Consider the following 18,319-nt stretch of genomic DNA (forward strand, 5'->3'; position numbering starts at 1 on the left):
TCAGACTAGCAGTTACGAATCATTCAAACCTCAAGCGTACATTTTTCCGAGGACATCGATTGAGTGCAACTTTCAAGATCACAACGGTCGCAATTACCTGAACAAGCTGGACACCTAGCCATTGCGTTTTCGCTACTGTCAGTTACATTGTGGCAATAGTCGACAGCCAACGTATTCTCAAAGGCAAACTTTCGAAAAATTCACCACAACCAAATAGTAGTATAAAATCCCAATGTGGACTAATTTGTAAAAGTATTACTACCTTACACATATTAGCAGCCACAATTTTGACACAATGAGAATTTTATTAATTGAAGATCATTTTCTAGTCCGCATGAGCCAGAAGATTGTGCTTAACGAGCTTCATCGACAGGCGACGATCATGGAAGCCGACAGTTTTGAATCTGGCTTATCTTTTCTCGAGATATTTTCCTTTGACCTGATTTTGCTGGATATAGATATACCGGGTGGAAAAGGCAAATTCATGATCGAGCGTATCCGGCAGCGGCAGCCCAATGTGGTAATCCTGATTTGCTCCGCTGCCGACGAGCAAATCCACGCCCTTGAATACATTAGCGTCGGCGCGAATGGCTATTTGTCCAAAGCTGCCAGCAAAGAAGACGTCATCGCAGCCCTTACAATAGTGGTTAAAAACAAGCGATATGTGAGCCTGGCTGTACAGGAGCGTCTGCTTGATGCCGTATCGGCAACCCACCGTACCGCGAAAAAATTGAAAGCCCATGAACTCTCCGGGCGCGAACAGGAAGTTATGCAGATGCTGATCAAGGGTAAGTGGGTTAAAGAAATAGCCTCTCAACTGAACTTGCAATCTAATACGGTCAGCACATACAAGGCAAGGATATTTGAAAAAATGGGCGTCACCAGTATTGTGGAATTAGCAAAGAAGGCCCAGCAAATGGGTCATGCCTGATGGGTAACAAGCCTACCTAATGATAGAAGGTCATTGTCACCCTGGTACCCGGGCTTAGCCGCTCGATCAGGATACTTTCCGCCACTGCAGGTGCCAGTTCCTTGACCATCGCCAGGCCAATGCCGCCTGGCGATGATGCTACCGGCAATGCTATTCCGGTTGAAAACCATTCGATAATCTCAGGGGGGATGCCGCGGCCCGAGTCCTCGATCGCCAAGTTCAGCCGGTTTCCATTCTGCGCCGTATACGCCTTGATCTGGCCCCCATCTGTGAATTTATTGGCATTATCCACCAAATTGTGGATGATGATTTTGAGTAATTGCGCATTGGTGACAACGGAGGCATCGCGGGGAATCAGGTTTAAAAATACATTCGTTTTGATCTTGCTGTTCTTCCCATACAATTGCATATTTTCTTCGATCAGATCGTGTAACGCTATCCTTTCGGTATTTGGCTCACGCTTGTAGACGTGGATTTTTACGTAAGCCAAACTGTCCTCAAGGGAACCTTTCACCTGTCGTATCGCCTCGGCAATGTTTTTGGTAAAGAGCGATACCATATCATATTGCTGTTGGTCGAGCATCTTCTGAATCTCTTCGGCAACGATAATGGCCGCGCCCAAAGGCGAGCGTACGTCATGCGCGATGGAGGCCATTAGCCTCGACTGGAGGTGCATCTGGTTGAGCAGTTCATCCTGCGATTTTTCCAGGTTGCGCAGCGTTGCCTGCAACTGATTGGTCCGTTCACTTACCTGAAGTTCGAGCAGGACGCTCCTCCGCTGCACGGCGCGTATTCTATACTTTGAGTAAATAAAGAAACAGAGTATCAGTGCCAGTACGACAAGCATATAAAACCACCAGGTTTGATACCAAAATGGATGGACTGTAATGCCGACGGTTCGATAGCCATAATTACCCATGCCGAAACCATTCTTTTTCCTGATGTGCAGTGTGTATTTGCCTTTACTAAGCGTTGAAATTGTAATGGTGGCGATATTGGAATTTGTCTCCAGGCTCAGCCAATCCGAGTTCATGGGGGCTTTGCCTTCTTCCACTAGCGTATAAGAAAATTCCATATTTTCAGGATTCCCGAAAAACGGGCTACTTACGGTTAGCCGCAACTGCTTTTGGTCTTGCGAGAAAAGAATATGTTTTTGTCTGGCGGCGATTATCTTCCTGTCAATTTCAATCTGATCGATCATGATTTTCTTATCGGGAACTTCCGCGACGGTCGTTTCTGGTTTGAACCATATCAGTCCATCCATAGACGGCAGAGAAACAAATCCCGACGACAACCGCACAGCGCAGGGCTGGCACCCTCCATTAAATTCGTTGCTATTGAACCCGTCTGTCTTTGAATAATGATGGTAATATAACTCGCCTGGTCGATCGGCATATTTAAGGAGATCCGCTTTCAAAATTTGAAACAGCCCGCGATTGGTCGTTATCCATAAAAAGCCCTTATTGTCTTCGACAATGCAATGCGCGTTGGCCAGATACCCGAGGGTATCCAGCGGAAAATGCGTCAGCTTTTTATTCCTAAGAAGAAAAAAGCCGTCCTTGTAAGTCGAGATCCATATCGTGGGCGAGTCACGCGACAGGCACAGACTCCTTATATACTTATCTTCCAGGCCCTTGACCGAAGTCACGGCCCGGGTTTTACGCGACATGCTGAACAGTCCCCGGCCGGTTCCTACCCAAATTGTATCAGTTCCCTGTTCGGCAATACATGAAATGTCGGTCAACGGTCCCTTCAAAAACAGGGTTGGTTTGTTGTCAGCTGTAAACGGGGCCTTAAGTAAAAAAAGCCCCTGCGTCCGGGTCAGCACCCAGATCGTCTTGTCGATTCCCTGATACAATTGCGTGATCTCCGACGGTAATGTCCACGAAAATTTCATTTTCGATCCGTCGGGTTCCATCATCATTAGCCGGCCCCGGAGCTTGCACCAAATAAAGCCCTCATGGTCGATCAGGATAGAGGATTTGTCCCAAAACACTTTGGCCGTTATCAGAGGCAATTGCCTGGCATTTACATTCCCGGTCTGTTCATCCATGGCATAAACAATACCCTGACTGGACAGGATACTGTTTGTGCCCATTCGGCCCTGGCCATAGTATACCTGGTCCGTGCCGGGAAAATTCGTCGCCAGAGGAGTGAATTGTTTTCTGGTTAGTACCCAAAGACCATTGAGCTGGCTTCCTATAAAGATCCGTTTCTTTTTGACTTCGTAGTAAACAGCTTTAATCTGCTCCTTTTCAAAGTCAAAGCCACATAGTATCAGCGTCGAAGTCAAATTACCGTTCGCGGTCAAAGTTATGTGATAAAGCGACTTTCCAATCACAATGCACACCTGGTTGGTTGCATTGTTCCAGAAAACCTTCATATGCTTTCCCTCACGGTAGGATGGATCATTGATTAACTCACCTTCGAAGTTGGCTCTTTCAGCTTTAAATGTGCGCGAATCAGCGGCAAATCTCGTCAGTTGCTTGTTTTCGAGGTGATAGAGGTTAGTGTCCAACCGGAAAAAATTCCAGATGGTTTTCCCTGCCCGATTCACCTGTCCTAATTTTTTCTTTCCATCGTAAAAGGCAAGATTTTCAGCAGAGTAAACAAAAAAGCGATCGATACCCGTGGGAATATAAAAAGGATCGTGGAAAGGAGTGCCGTAAAACAGCGTTGGTAACCGCTCTGAAATATATCCTCTCCCTTTTTCCACATAGGGAAATGTACGTGCATTCAGCTGGCGGTACATAGTGCTGTCAACTACGGCCTTTCCCTGATAAATATGGATAAAACACTGATCGCGATTCATCGCAAAAAAACCAGCCGGGTTCGGGCGGGGATCCATATGGAAGGAGCCTATACTGGCGGCGTTATATGTTTTCCCGAAATTTTCGAAGACCTTGAAATTTTTGCCGTCAAAACGGGCTAACCCGCGCTCCGTAGCGAGCCAAATATACCCGAGCTCGTCTTCCGCTATGGAATATACGCTGTTTTGAGGCAGCCCGCTTTCGTCGGTGTAACGCTCCAGATGAAAGCCTGACAAATCCTCTGGTCGAAAACTTTGCGACAAAACGTTGTGAGGATCCGTTAGAAAGAAAAATGGTATGAGAAACCCTAGTAAAGTATTTTTACACATTTGGAAAACACCAGCGCATCGTAAAGGAAGCAAATTAGAAATTATTCTACATTATTCATAGAATGAAGCCAACCTTAGGTGCCGTGCTCTTAGTCAGGTGAAACGCATTCGCAATGCCAACTTGGCTATCTTGTAGGACGTGGAACTCCGCAAAAGTGATCCTGGCAGTTACCTTTCCAGCCGCTGCGCCGATCAAAAAGTCGATATTCAACAGCGCCGAAATGTCCCTTACCAGTATTAAACCCAGCCCCTGCCCATCTTGCTCGTGCTGGGCAAGATCCCAATCTGGCTTGTAAGGGCGGTCTGCGTCTGCATTTTCGTTCGAAGAGACGGCGGGAATTGTATTTTGGATATCTAAGTGCAGCTGGCCGTCTGCCACCGCAGTTGCTATTTCGATTACGCCGTCCCCTGTATTTTTTGTTGCATTATCGACCAGATTGTGTAAGATCACGCCCAGGAGATGGCCATTACTGGTTACGGCCAAACGCTCGTCCACGAGTAGTTTTAATGTATTTCCCCTCGAAGACAGGATCTGCTCAAACACTCCGGTTTTCTCGCGCACCAATGCAGCCAGGTTCACATTCCCCAAATGCAGCGATCCTTTGTGGATCTGCCCTTTTGCGAATGCCAGGTGGTTATGCATGAAAGTGGCTATATTGGTCAGCCCCCATACCAATTGCCGGTTGTATTCAGCCGCCCGCTTAAATTGATTATTTCCGATGAGATCGCCCATGCGTTCGGCCCCCTCGATGATAAATCTCAGCGGCGCATTGACATCATGTGTGATCGACGCGACTACGCGCGTCAGCAGGTGTACCTGATGGTCCAGTTCGTCCTGTGACGCGCTCAATACGGAAAGTGCATGTTCCAGTTCCGCGGTCCGTTCAATTACGAGCTCTTCCAACAATTGCCTTTGCTGCTCGGCATTTGCTGTGCGGTCCCTTTCCCTTTGCAGTTCTTCCCTTTGACGCTGACGTTCGATTTCACGCAAAAAAATGACCGGAACCATGATCAAACCCATTAAGAGGCCACGTAAAGAAAGCCGGATCGACGCCACCCAAAGCGGAAGTTCGCGAATAGGCTTAATCGGATAATCCTCAAAAAAGGGATTTGAACCATAGTAGAATAAAATGGATAGCAATGCGCAAAAGACCAGTGAAATAACCGCTTTCTGCCATCGGACTAAATGGACCCTGAAATAAATGTGATAGGTCACAAGCCACATCGATAAGCACATCAGCCATATCACCACCTCTGATCCAATCAGGTTTACTGGATCAGCAGCCTGGCCTTCGGAGAGCCGCACAGGCAACAGAGATAAAGCCAGTACTGTCGCAATTGACGAACCGAGTTGTAGATTATATTTTTTCATTAAAACCTTCGTTCGAGCAAAATTCAATACAATTAAGCGACTGAAACCGACATCTAGAGTTGCCACGTGTAAAAAAGTACTTTTCAAAACCGGATAAGTGCGCCAGGTATGCTTCCACCAGTTGTCAGATGGCTGCTATCAAGTATATTGGGGCGCAGTTAACATAAAATTAATTTGTAGACATTCCCCTACGTTCAACTCCCTATCATAGGTTTCAAAGTTTGCTGCATAACCGTGCGCAACTTTACCTCACTACGCCTAATTGCGGCCGGGGCGACACATTAACGCCTCTGCCCTCCGTCATCACAATCCGGGTCCGCCTGAGACACGCCAAATAATAGCAAGTTCAAATATAGACTTACTACTACATTGATAGATTTATCTCTTGGTTCTTTTTGTAGATCTCGACGGGTCGGTTCGGGACAGTCTCTCTATGTTTGTTCTGGACCAAAAGGTCAGGATTCAGACATAATAAACCGTCGCTCCGCATTGCAAGTCTATTCGGGACGAGCGGATGATCAATGTCCCACGATCGGTTAATCGGCTACACGAAAAGCATTTGTTAATCTAAAATCAGTTATATGAAAACACGTCAACTAATTTCTACGCTGCTGCTCAACTTGGCATTGGCCATGTCATCACTCACTTTTGCCCAGGTTAAAATTGGCTCGAATCCGACAACAATCGATCCGAACAATAACCTGGAAGTGGAAAGCTCCGATCCGGTCAAAAAAATCAGTATCCACAAAACCACAGGTAAACTGACGATCGCCGACGGCTCCCAGGGCGACAGGAAAGTACTCACTTCCGACGCGAACGGAGTTGCTACCTGGCGGAGCCAGTCGGACCTGGCGATACCCGTGACAGCATTCAGCGGGGCCATTACCGGCCTGGCCACCATTCCCACATTTACTACACACGATGAACCCAGCCAGCGCCTGCCACTGATCCCGACCCTCGGAGCATCATCCTGGGATGGCGCGGCCAAAAGGTTTATTGTGCCTTCGGATGGCACGTATTCTGTCCAGGTAGGGCTCTCATGTATCAGCACCACCGGCGCCGGTGTCACACTCTGGACGAGGATATGGGTAGTGTCGGAAAATGGCGGTCCGATCTTCAAGGGTACCAGCCCGATGGGTGCGACGGCCGGGGACTGGCAATCTGTCGTTTACACGGGCAAATTGACAACTGGCGACGGCATCTCGCTGGAGGGGTACACTATGCAGACGGACGGAAATCCTCCCGTGAACCCCATCTGGACAGGTACCTGCGGACGTGCTTACATGACCGTTACCAAAATAGATTGATGCACCAGCCCTCTGTGCAAGTAAAAGGTAATTCCACAATTTCTAAACGTCAACGCTATGAAAACAAAGCAATTGTTATCGGCGATCGCATTCGCCGTAGCTGCCACGGCATCGACCGCCTCCATGGCCCAGGTAAAAATCGGGGCAAATCCAACAGCGATAAGCACAGGGGCTCACCTGGATGTCGAGTCCAGTATCAATACGCATACGGTGGTATTGCAATCCGGCGCCGTTGGTATTAACACCGCACTGCCGCAAGCCTGGCTGGATATTCGTGGAACTACTAAAATCCTTTCACAGCCCGGCGAGCAAACCGGGACAATCTGGACAGGAACATCGAATATCGACGGTGTTGAGATAAGCGCCGGTGCTGGGGACGCGTGGGTCGGTATTCAGCGGAGAGGCGGCGCTCCACTCCATCTTTCCAAACCGACGGGTACCATTGAGGAATCCTTCATCATTTTTAGCGTCAGTGGTGTTCCTGGCGGTGTTGGTGCAATCACATACAATGGCGCGGGCGGGGTGATTTACGGAACCACTTCGGACAAGCGTCTGAAGGAAAACATCCACGCCACAAAATTCGGACTGGAAGCGCTGAAAGCCGTTAAAATCTACGATTACAATTACAAAGCCGATTCCAAAAAAAAGCTGGCGACAGGGGTATTGGCGCAGGAGTTGCATCAAATTTATCCCCAGGCCGTCAGAGTGGGTGGCGACGATGAGAAGACTAAGCCCTGGCAGGTCGATTACAGCAAGCTCGTTCCAATGCTTGTCAAATCGGTACAGGAACTGAATGAGAAAGTAGAGTCGCTGGAAAGCGAAAAATCGCAACTAAGCGCGGAATTGAAACGTAAAGAAGCCTCATATACCGAACTCAACAACCGCGTATCACAACTGGAAAGGCTGTTTAGTGGCGCGAATAATACAAAATCCGTGAGCCGGTAAATGCTGATATTTTAAAACTCATCGATATGAAAACACAAATTCTATTATCCAAAATTTCCAGGACGAAACTAACCTTGGCGCTATTTGCCGCTGCAATGCTTGTCGGCTCTTCCACCGTATTCGCTCAGGTGAAAATTGGAACGAACCCGACGACTATCGAGCCCAACTCCAATTTGGAAGTGGAGGCCTCTACCCCAGGACGCAAGACGAAAATAGACAAAACAACAGGCCAGGTAACCATTGCCGACGGTACTGAGGGTGCCGGGAAAGTATTAACTTCGGATGCAGCCGGCGGTACCAGTTGGCAAAATCCATTGGCCGGGGCGATGGTCAATGGAACTACGGGGAATCAAGTAACCGTCACCAATACGGGAACGTTTGCTACCTATTCAGGTGCAACGATCACCTTGACCAGGGCAGGTACTTACATGGTTACTGCCCAATGGACGATGCCGACTGCTTCCACAGTTTACCCTGTCGGTAACCAGGCTTTTATCAATACCGCTTTGTCGACCAGCCCTTCAACTTATGACGCGGTGGGCGTGGCAGCGGAATGGATGGTTATTGCCGGCGGGGCATACCATACAACCCCATCGTTCAGAGTTGCGGTTGCGGGTCCTCAAACGCTTTACTTCTGGTTTCAAACCGGTTTCTTTTCCGGCGAACTGCGATTTACGGAAACCTATGCTGTCGGGCCATTTTGATAGGCCGTTCGGTTAGCTGATCGCGGGTTTGAAAGTAAGTTGCTTTCGAACGCAAACATCCATTCAAAGCATTAAACAGACATTACAATGAAACAAAACTATACCACTTCATCCCGAAAAGGATGGATAAGTCAGGCTGCCTTGACAGCCTTGCTTTTAGTTGGAAACCTCGCCCAGGCGCAGGAAGGCAGCCAAGGCAACACGACGATCTTCGGCGGTGCCCAGATGACCTTTTTCAGCAACCATAACTTCGTTACCGGCGGTGGTGGTGCCCAGCCGGGTGTGATCTTGACCGAGCGCGCAGCAGGCAACTTCGGCGTGCTCAATTTCGCGGGCGATAACCTTAGCTCCACAGGTGCCTCAGACGCGGGTTATGTGGACGGCTATGTGCGTAAGTATGGAGTGGGGCAATTTGTTTTCCCTGTCGGAGACAATGGTTTTGTCGGCCAGTTTGCGGCTTCGGCCGACGGCGTTATGGGCGCCTATTTCCACGCAGATGCCAATACGGCCGTTACCAGCAATCTTTTCACGGGGACCGACTACGCTGCGCTCCCCGCCGGCGGCCCATTTGCCACCAGCAGCATGGGTACCAATGTCGATGTTGTGAGCACGGTTGAGTATTGGGATATCGATGGAGCGAATGCTACGCCGCTGACATTGACATGGGACGCCGGAAGTGCCATCGGTACACTGACAAACAGCCAGCTCAACAAGCTGACGATTGTTGGATGGAACGGGACGCAATGGGTGGCCATTCCATCCAAAGTGGATACCACATCGGTATTGGGTGGCAGCTGCGACCTCACAGCCGGTTCTATCACAACGATCTCACCATTGGCGCCGGATACCTATACCGCCTATACGTTTGCATCCCTTGTACTCCCGCTGCCGGTCACGTTAACCAGGTTTACAGCAGCTGCCGAAAGCCGGACTGTCGTACTCAACTGGTCGACCACCGAGGAGTCCAACAGCGATCGTTTCGACATCGAACGCAGCAACAACGGAAAGCAATGGGGCCGGATCGCTTCGGTAGCTTCTCAGGGAGACAGCAAAGTGCTCGTCAATTATTCCCATGTAGATGCGAGCCCGCTGGCAGGTCAGAATTTTTATCGGCTTAAAATGGTAGACCTTGACGGAACCTTCGCGTATAGCACTATCCGTTTGGTTGAAATAGCAGCCGGCAGTGGTTTGGTGCCTTACCCAAACCCGGTTGTGGACAAAATTTTGATCCGCGACCATCAATTAGTAAAACAAGCAGATTTACATAACGCTAGCGGTGTGAAAGTCCTTGCGAATCAACATCCGTCTTCTGCCGGAATTGATGTAACAAGGCTTCCACAAGGCATTTACGTCATCACATTGACCATGTTTGACGGCACTATCAGCACACACAAAGTAGTCATTACCAAGTAATGCTGAAAGCAGACCCGGGTTATAGTTTGTAACCCGGGTTATGCTCATGCCATTTCGATCAAATTACTTCCATTAAAACAAAACCTATTATGAAAACATCTACGTTATTTTCAGCATTCATATTTGCTTTGGGGCTTGCGGCATCATCGGTTTCTTTCGCACAAGTCAAAATCGGAAGCAATCCTACAACCATTGACCCGAATAATAACCTGGAAGTAGAGGCTTCGACCCCCGGGAGAAAAACCGCCATTAACAAATCAACCGGGCAGGTGACCATTACGGACGGAACGCAGGGCGCAGGAAAAGTATTTACCTCCGACGCCAATGGTGGCGGAAGCTGGCAAACGAGCGGGGCCGGGTGCGCCAGCTTTGATGCGAAGGGAGATAATACGACTACACCGGTAGTCGATACCGGTGTATATACGCCGGTTACACTGATTGCCAATAATGTCGCTTACTCTCCTTCCGGTGCCTATAATAGTGCAACCGGGGAGTATACCATCCCTGAGAATGGATTCTACATCTTTCACGGGTCGGTGGGTACTTATAATGTTGCTATCGGAAATACCGGCACCAGAAATACCTCTATTGATTTGGTTTCAACTTCCAAGGGTCTTTTAAGCCATACTGTTTCACCCGAATTGAATTACGGGGTTGGGGCTTGGCAGGATGTAACATCTGCCAATTATTTTACAGCAGGCGATAAGGTCACGTTTCAAATAAATTCCGATCATGTCAGCGGGGTCAAGCCCGATTCGGTAACTACTGCCGCGATTTTTTTCTCCGGCACTCGTGTCGATTGTAATAAAAACTAGCCGCCCCAAGTACCATCAAACAGACTTTACAATGAAACAACTATATACCAGTGCATCCCGAAAAGGATGGATCGGCAGGGCACTGCTTAGTGCTTTGCTTTTGCCGGGAGTAGTTGCCCAGGCGCAGGAAGGCAGCCAGGGCAACACGACGATCTTCGGCGGTGCCCAGATGACCTTTTTCAGCAACCATAACTTCGTTACCGGCGGTGGTGGCGCCCAGCCGGGCGTGATCCTGACCGAGCGCGCAGCAGGTAACTTCGGCGTGCTCAATTTCGCAGGCGATAACCTTACCTCCGCAGGTGCCTCTGACGCGGGCTATGTGGACGGCTACGTGCGTAAGTACGGGACAGGGCAGTTTGTTTTCCCTGTCGGAGACAATGGCTCGCTGGGCCAGTTTGCGGCTTCGGCCGATGGCGTGATGGGTGCTTATTTTCATGCCGACGCCAATACCGCCGTTACAAGTAACCTGTTCACGGGTTCGGACTATGCCGCGCTCCCCTCTGGAGGGCCGTTCGCTACCAGCAGCATGGGACTTAACGTCGAGGTGGTTAGCACCGTCGAATACTGGGACATCGACGGCGCTAACGCGACCCTGTTGACATTGACCTGGGACGCAAGCAGCGCCGTTTCCACATTGACCGGTGGACAACTCGGCAAACTGACCATTGTTGGCTGGAATGGGACCCAATGGGAAGCTATTCCTTCGAAAACCGATGTCACGTCGGTTTTAGGTGGTACCAGCGACCTGTCCGCGGGCTCGATCACGACCGTAAGCCCCCTGGGCCCCGATACTTACACGGCCTACACATTTGCATCGCTTGTCGTTCCGTTGCCGGTGACCCTGGCCCGCTTCGCGGCCGTTGCCGAAGGACAGACAACTTTACTCACCTGGGCTACCACCGAAGAAACCAACAGCGACCGGTTCGAGGTAGAACGCAGCGCGAACGGTAAAAACTGGGGCAATATCGGAACCGTTGCCTCCTCGCAGGAAAGCGCCGTACTGGTTGACTATTCTTTTGTAGACAATAATCCGCTTTCAGGAGTGAACTTGTACCGGTTGAAGATGGTCGACAAGGATAATACGTTCACGTATAGCATTGCCCGCAACGTCAGATTCGACGGTGCCGCCATCAGCACTTATCCCAACCCGGTATCAGACAAGCTTCTGGTGAACGACTATGCCAGGGTCCGGGAAGTATCGATCAGGAACACCTCGGGCAGGAATGTACTCCAACAGCAAAAGGTTTCCGATCAAGGCGTCGATGTCAGCAAACTGGCACCGGGCACCTACATCGTTATCCTGGCCCTGTTTGACGGCACTATCAACGCACACAAAGTGGCCATTACAAGGTGACGTCATGCGATCCGGATCACCATTGAGATCCGGATCGTTGATTAACGCCCTTCAAGCATTTTTTTGCCCCTGGCCGTCATACCTTCAACCGACGGCACGCGCAGCACCCGTTTTCATGAATAACCCTACCTGCTCATGACGATATTAATCGTTACCGATAACCATTTATTTTCGATGGCAATACGTGCTGTTGTCAAAAAACAGTACCCGGATGGCATTATCGTCGAAACTACCACAGTCCGAAATGCTATTGAGGTTTCACCCGTATATGAATGCCAGGCGATGATCCTGGACGCCGGAGCGGCCGACGCGAAGGACACGGTTCTGCTCGGCAATTTCAAGAATGCAAATCCGCACACGGCGATCCTGGTTAATCTCGGCGATCAGACCCAGTTCATGTATACGTTTATCCGCGCTGGTGCGACGGCGCTGTTTTCCAACAAGTCATTGCCGGAAGAAATCCATGAAGGCCTCCGGCGGGCCGAAAATAACACGCGGTATATCAGTTCTGACATTCAACAACAATTACTGTCCCACATTACGGAAAAGCCTCTTAATCAGACGCTGACCAAAAGGGAAGAGTTGATGGCCGATCTGTTAGTCACCAATAAGTCGCATCAGGAAATCGCTGTCATCGCCGGGGGCAGCTCAAAAAGTGTAGGCTACTACAAACGAAAAATCTTCCAAAAGCTTGAAGTAGACAATGTAGTGGATCTGGCAATCAAGCTCAATAAGGTTTTAGTCAACGAGAAACCCAATTACTGACAAACCGAATAGTTGATTACAGCACCCCTACCAACAAAAATTTTGAATGATGAAAATTCTACTAATTGAGGATCACTTCCTTGTCCGGATGAGTCAAAAAATCGTGCTCAACGAACTGTATCCCCAGGTAACCATAGTCGAAGCAGACAGTTTTGAAAGCGGAATTGCGCATGTCCAGGGATCGCTATTCGATTTGATCTTACTCGATATCGATATCCCCGGAGGAAAGGGAAAGCTAATGATCGAACGCATCAGGCAATGGCGGCCCGAAGTGGTAATCCTGATGTGCTCTGCCGCGGATGAGCAGACACATGCATTGGAATATATTACCGCCGGTGCGAACGGCTATTTGTCGAAGTCCGCGGAAAGAAACGAAATGATCACCGCCATCACCACGGTCATGAAGAAAAAACGGTATGTCAGTCTAACGGTTCAGGAAAGGTTGCTCGATACGGTTTCAACAGGAATCTCTGGTGGCAAAACCCGAAAGACACCGCTGGGACTATCGGAACGCGAGCGGGAAGTGATGAATATGTTAATAAAAGGCAAATGGGTGAAAGAGATCGCGCTGGATTTAAACCTCCGCTCAAATACTGTCAGCACCTTCAAGGCCCGGATATTTCAAAAAATGGGCGTCACCAGCGTCCTCGAACTATCCAAGAAAGTCGGGGATTGATACTCGTCCCGGTTGTACTTCGCGAATACCTGGACGGCGATTACCGGCCCGTATGTCCGAAAGGGACGGGAGGAATCGCTGTGCTGTCCCGGATCTGTCACCGGCAAGATTTCAACCACTATACACACACAACTCCGATAAATCGTCCACCTCAACCCAGTGACTGCCTATGATAAAATGAAAATGTACGCCGCCAAGGCTCTTTTAACGAACCAAACTCTACATTAAATGATGAAACAATTATTTATCAAATTAGCATTGACTTCCAGGCGATTGGGCAATCGAACACGATCGGGCTGCAATGCCGGGCTGGCAGCATTATGTTGCCTTTTCTTGCTCTGGCTGCAATCCGGCCAGGCGCGGGCCCAAGCAACGCAGGACGTAGGTGATGTGTGGGTAGCAGAACCCGGCCTGGTTACAGCAGGGGCGGTAGCTACCCCGCGGGGAGGCGCTACCGACCCGGCAGGAAACACCTATATGGTCGGGAATTACTTCGAAACCGTCGATTTCGACCCAGGTCCGGGCGTAAGTCCTTTGACCGCAGGAGCTACCGGCGCATCTGCCTACATCCAGAAGCTGGATAAAAACAAAAACCTGGTGTGGGTCAAACAGATCAGCGCTACGGTTCAGTTCACCAGTTCTTCCATCGCGGTCGATGCGTCAGGAAACCTACTTATCGCCGGGTCATTCAGGGGAACCGCCGACTTCAACCCGGGTAGTGGCGTTGCAGAACTTTCGACCAGAGCGTCAAATGGCACTGAAACGTTTATACTCAAGCTCGACGGCAACGGAAATTATTTATGGGCTGCCCGATTAGGGGACACCTCCGCTGTCGCAGGAAGCAACGGCGCAGGTAACCAGATAAAAACCGATGGTTCCGGCAATATTTATGTAGCCGGGCTCTTTGCCAATACAGTCGACTTCAACCCGGGTGCAGGGGTGTCCGAGCTGACATCCCCGGGTGCATCGGCAATTGACGCATATCTTTTAAAACTTGCTCCCGACGGCTCATTTATATGGGCAAGACGGATGGGGGGAGCATTCAACGACAATGGAACCTCACTGGCTGTTGATGGGAATGGCAATGTGTTTGTCGGAGGTACTCTGGGCGCAAATGGCGGAGTTTCCGATTTTGGCACCCTTTCTCTTCCTGCGGTGACGACCCAAACGGCGTTTATCACAAAATTGAACAGCGCCGGAACATTTCAATGGGTCAAGACTATCGCAAATACCGGTACCAGCAGCGTAACGGAAATCGAAGCGGATGGTACAGGTAATATCTATATCGGAGGAAACGCGTCGGGCACGATGGACCTGGACCCAGGTTCCGGTACTACCGACATACCCGCAGCCGGTTTCATCACCAAATGGGATGGGAACGGGAATTACGTCTGGGGAATGTTCCAGGGTAATGCTGTTGGGGACATTACCCTCGACAATGCCGGGAATCTGTTCGCCACAGGCCGCTATTCCAATGCGCCCGCACTCCTGGACCGCGACTGGGACCCGGGAGCGGGAGTCGTTAAGGTAACCAACCGGGGGACTAACATTGCCAGCACAGATATTTTTGTAAGCAAGTACACCACCGACGCGGGTTTCGTATGGATCAAAACTGCGGGAGGGGCAAGCGCCATCTTTTCCCTTGAAGACGGGCTATCTGTTGGTGTAGACGCCGCTGGCGACATTTATGCGGGTGGGGTTTATGCTACCGACGCCCAGTTCGGCCCTTGCAAGTATGCAATCACACCGACAGCGAATGGAAATATCCGTTCTCAGTATGTCTGGAAGCTATCGGCCAATCCCGTTCCCGATAATCTCCAATTCGCTACGACTACGCTTTCACCAGCCAGCCAACAGGCGTGTATCCTGGGAATTCCCAAGGTAATCAATGCGAGCCCTGCTGCTATTACATCGCCATCCGGTTACAGTACTACCATGCTTTACCAATGGCAAATTGCCGAAAGCGCGACGGGGCCGTGGGCGGATATGCCCGGCGAGGTATTCAAGGATTTGCAGCCGCTGGCCAGAAACACGTCGGCATATTACCGCCGGATTGTAAAGGTCAACGACGGTTTTTGTGGTTTCAAAACAGTAGACAGCTCCGGGGTGGCCTCGGTCATCATCGGTACCGATGTGTCGCCGATTGCTAACGCGGACGGACCGCAGTGGTTTGTCTGCGGGCCTGGCTCCAATACGGTACAACTGGCGGGAACTGCTTCCGGCGGCACACCCGCTTACACCTACAGTTGGTACGAAGGCAGCACCAGCAATGGCACGCCGCTGGCTTCTACCGGTACCTGGACCACCCCGGGCATTACCGAAGCAACGACCTATACTTTACAGGTAACGGACGCGGCCGGTTGTGTGGATATCGACCAGGTAACGATTGTGCCCGCTATCGCCAATGCAGGCACCGACAAGGCTATCTGCCAGGGTGCAGGTGGCGTTCAGATCGGCGCACCACCCGTTTCCAGTCCTTCGGTTTCATATGTATGGACAAGCATTTCCGGTGACCCGATTTCATCTCTGAGTTGTACGACCTGTGCACAGCCCATTGCCAACCCGACTACCGCTACCGTGTACCGTTTGACGGTCACTGTTCAACAGAAAGGCGGTGGTACTTGTGTAACGACCGACGACGTGACCGTAACCCCGGTGACTGCGCCAAACAACACATTGACGTTTGCCGGAACAGACAAAACGATTTGTAAAAATACATCCGTTACCCTCGGCGGCACCGCGGATGCGACATTTGCCTACACCTGGACCTCGGGCCAGTATCTTTCCGCTTCCCAGGTTGCTAATCCCGTATTCAATGCGGGTACTGCAGCTGTGACCGGCGGGGCGATCAATTACACGGTTACCGCTATCAAAAACGGATGCGCCTTCACCGATGAAGTGAAAGTATCTGTGCTGAATAACCGCATAACTGACCAGGACGAAACGGTTTGTGGTCCTGTATGGAGCAGACATCTCGACGAACAGAATGCCGCAGGTGCAACTTATACATGGAGCGTCGTCTCCGGAAGCGGCACCGTGCTGCAAACTGCCAACTCCGGTCAGGATGCTTACCTGAAAAGCGACAACGGCATTGCGGTTTTCCGCCGTACCGTCACCCTGAACAATGTGACCTGCTCGGCCGACGTGTCAGTACAGGCATGCTCGGGCTCAGGAGGCTGTGATTTTGAAATACTTACCTTGTCTGACCAGGCTTGTCCAAAAGTTTTTGGCTCTGTGGCTTTGACATTAGGTACTTCAATCGCGGAGCCTTCGAACTACAACTTCTCATGGAGCCCCGCCAATCTGGTCGACAATCCAAGCGCACCGACCGTAAAGATTACTTCTACCGCGCAAGCTACGATCACTGTAACGATCACCAACAAGTATGACGGCTCCATCACTTGCTTCAAATCCATTGTGATCAACCCACCGGGATGGTCGCTACCGGCATTTACGGCAACTGACAAGTATACCTGCCCGAATACCACCGTTCAGATCGGTGATGTAGCCCATGCAGGTTTCACCTACGCATGGCAGCCTGGTGCCGGTCTGAATGACCCCACTTTGTCCAATCCGACGGCTACTGTTGCCAATACAACGCAGTTCCGCGTGGCGATCACCGAGACAGCTTCGGGCTGCGTAAACCGCGACACCGTAACTGTAACGGTATCAGCACCCGTTGGCGCTGCTGGTAACGACCGCGCGGTTTGTAACGGCGCCACCGTCACTTTGGGATCTCCTGCCCCCGAAGGTACCAACTGGACCTACGCGTGGGAGCCATCGAATGCGGCATGGACCAATGGAACCGGACCAACCGATCCGCAACCACAGATCCAGTTCGCATCCGCTTCGCCACAAAGCTTCATATTGACCGTGACCGATCCATTATCCGGCTGTGTAGCCAAAGACACGGTAGTTTTAAGCAACACTGTCACCGCCGGCGAATATGCTGGTGCACCCGTAACCACTTGCCAGGGAGAGTCTGTGCAGCTGGGGCGTGCAGCGGAGCCGTTCGCACAATATGAATGGTTTATGGCTGATGGCATTACGCCTGCGACCGGGCTAAGCAGCAATACAGTTGCAAACCCGACGGTCGTCAACCCTACTGCTACGACAACTTATACCGTGAAAGTTAGCTATCCGGGTTGCTCGACGCCAATGACCGACCAGGTGACCTTAACCGTGAATCCGGTAACTGGCCTTGAACTGGCCGATCAAAACGTTTGCCTCGCTGGCCCGATCGCGATAGGCTATGGCGCGGCTGGTAACCCTGCTGCTCCTGCGGGTGCTACCTACGCGTGGGCTCCTGCGACAGGCTTGAACGCCACCAACATAGCTAACCCGACCGCGACAGTAACCACCGAAACGATCTATTCGGTTACAGTGGCTTTGCCAAGCGGCTGTATTTTCACCGACCAGGTTAAAGTAAGCCCATCAGCCAATGCTGGTTCTGACGCCGTACTTTGCCCTGGCGAATCTACTGAGATCGGTACTCCTGCTATCGCGGGCGCTACCTACTCGTGGACAGGCGCGAGCATCGTAGGCGCTGCTAATGTGGCACAGCCGACCGTGAAGCCGACTGTTACAACCACTTACTCGGTTAGTGTCACTTTAAACGGCTGTACTACCACCGACCAGGTTGTGGTAACCGTAAACACCCCGGCCAACTTTGCCATCACCGGTAACACGGCGATTTGCGAAGGCGGCGTAGCGACACTTTCACTGGCAGGTACCGCTCCTGCGAACACTACATGGCAATGGAGCCCATTGGCGGGTGTAGCTAGCCCGAACGCAACCTCTACAACCGTTGCTGCCGGCTCTACCCAGACTTACCGTCTGACGCAGACCAACCTGAACACGGGTTGCAGCAATTACAAGGAAGTAGTAGTGGTGGTTAA

12 protein-coding genes are annotated in these 18,319 nt (G+C 50.8%); 10 read left to right on the forward strand and 2 right to left on the reverse strand.

The window, feature by feature from the left end:
• Nucleotides 1–295: 295 nt before the first annotated feature.
• Nucleotides 296–931 (forward strand): response regulator, encoded by a 636-nt coding sequence (locus tag BLQ88_RS35200; RefSeq protein WP_090157702.1) that lies wholly within the window; start codon nucleotides 296–298, stop codon nucleotides 929–931.
• Nucleotides 932–947: 16 nt separating this feature from the next.
• On the opposite strand, the gene BLQ88_RS35205 is transcribed toward BLQ88_RS35200, so the two are convergent.
• Nucleotides 948–3,977 (reverse strand): ligand-binding sensor domain-containing protein, encoded by a 3,030-nt coding sequence (locus BLQ88_RS35205; RefSeq protein WP_176885199.1) that lies wholly within the window; start codon nucleotides 3,975–3,977, stop codon nucleotides 948–950.
• A gap of 148 nt (nucleotides 3,978–4,125) precedes the next feature.
• Nucleotides 4,126–5,442, reverse strand: a complete 1,317-nt coding sequence (locus BLQ88_RS35210) for a sensor histidine kinase (RefSeq protein WP_143017008.1) — start codon at nucleotides 5,440–5,442, stop codon at nucleotides 4,126–4,128.
• Between the two features lie 581 nt (nucleotides 5,443–6,023).
• Here BLQ88_RS35210 and BLQ88_RS35215 point away from each other — a divergent pair.
• The 9 genes from BLQ88_RS35215 to BLQ88_RS35255 all read left to right on the forward strand — a co-directional run.
• The gene (locus BLQ88_RS35215) at nucleotides 6,024–6,749 is read left to right on the forward strand and encodes a hypothetical protein (RefSeq protein WP_090157705.1); all 726 of its coding nucleotides are present in this window, start codon (nucleotides 6,024–6,026) and stop codon (nucleotides 6,747–6,749) included.
• 57 nt (nucleotides 6,750–6,806) lie between these two features.
• On the forward strand, nucleotides 6,807–7,694 hold the full coding sequence (locus BLQ88_RS35220) for a tail fiber domain-containing protein (protein WP_090157706.1): 888 nt from the start codon (nucleotides 6,807–6,809) through the stop codon (nucleotides 7,692–7,694).
• A gap of 26 nt (nucleotides 7,695–7,720) precedes the next feature.
• Complete coding sequence (locus tag BLQ88_RS35225; RefSeq protein ID WP_229212998.1) at nucleotides 7,721–8,398, forward strand: hypothetical protein; 678 nt, start codon at nucleotides 7,721–7,723, stop codon at nucleotides 8,396–8,398.
• Between the two features lie 87 nt (nucleotides 8,399–8,485).
• A complete protein-coding gene (locus BLQ88_RS35230; RefSeq protein ID WP_090157708.1) occupies nucleotides 8,486–9,811 on the forward strand; it encodes a T9SS type A sorting domain-containing protein in 1,326 nt (441 codons plus the stop codon).
• Between the two features lie 89 nt (nucleotides 9,812–9,900).
• Nucleotides 9,901–10,626 (forward strand): hypothetical protein, encoded by a 726-nt coding sequence (locus BLQ88_RS35235; protein WP_090157709.1) that lies wholly within the window; start codon nucleotides 9,901–9,903, stop codon nucleotides 10,624–10,626.
• Nucleotides 10,627–10,657: 31 nt separating this feature from the next.
• A complete protein-coding gene (locus BLQ88_RS35240) occupies nucleotides 10,658–11,980 on the forward strand; it encodes a T9SS type A sorting domain-containing protein (protein ID WP_090157710.1) in 1,323 nt (440 codons plus the stop codon).
• Nucleotides 11,981–12,115: 135 nt separating this feature from the next.
• A complete protein-coding gene (locus BLQ88_RS35245) occupies nucleotides 12,116–12,745 on the forward strand; it encodes a response regulator transcription factor (RefSeq protein ID WP_090157711.1) in 630 nt (209 codons plus the stop codon).
• A gap of 49 nt (nucleotides 12,746–12,794) precedes the next feature.
• On the forward strand, nucleotides 12,795–13,421 hold the full coding sequence (locus BLQ88_RS35250; RefSeq protein WP_090157722.1) for a response regulator: 627 nt from the start codon (nucleotides 12,795–12,797) through the stop codon (nucleotides 13,419–13,421).
• Between the two features lie 228 nt (nucleotides 13,422–13,649).
• A partial coding sequence (locus BLQ88_RS35255; protein WP_090157712.1) for an SBBP repeat-containing protein occupies nucleotides 13,650–18,319 on the forward strand: 4,670 nt, incomplete at its 3' end.

Origin of the sequence: Dyadobacter soli (genome assembly GCF_900101885.1) — a bacterium.
GTDB classification, from domain to species: domain Bacteria; phylum Bacteroidota; class Bacteroidia; order Cytophagales; family Spirosomataceae; genus Dyadobacter; species Dyadobacter soli.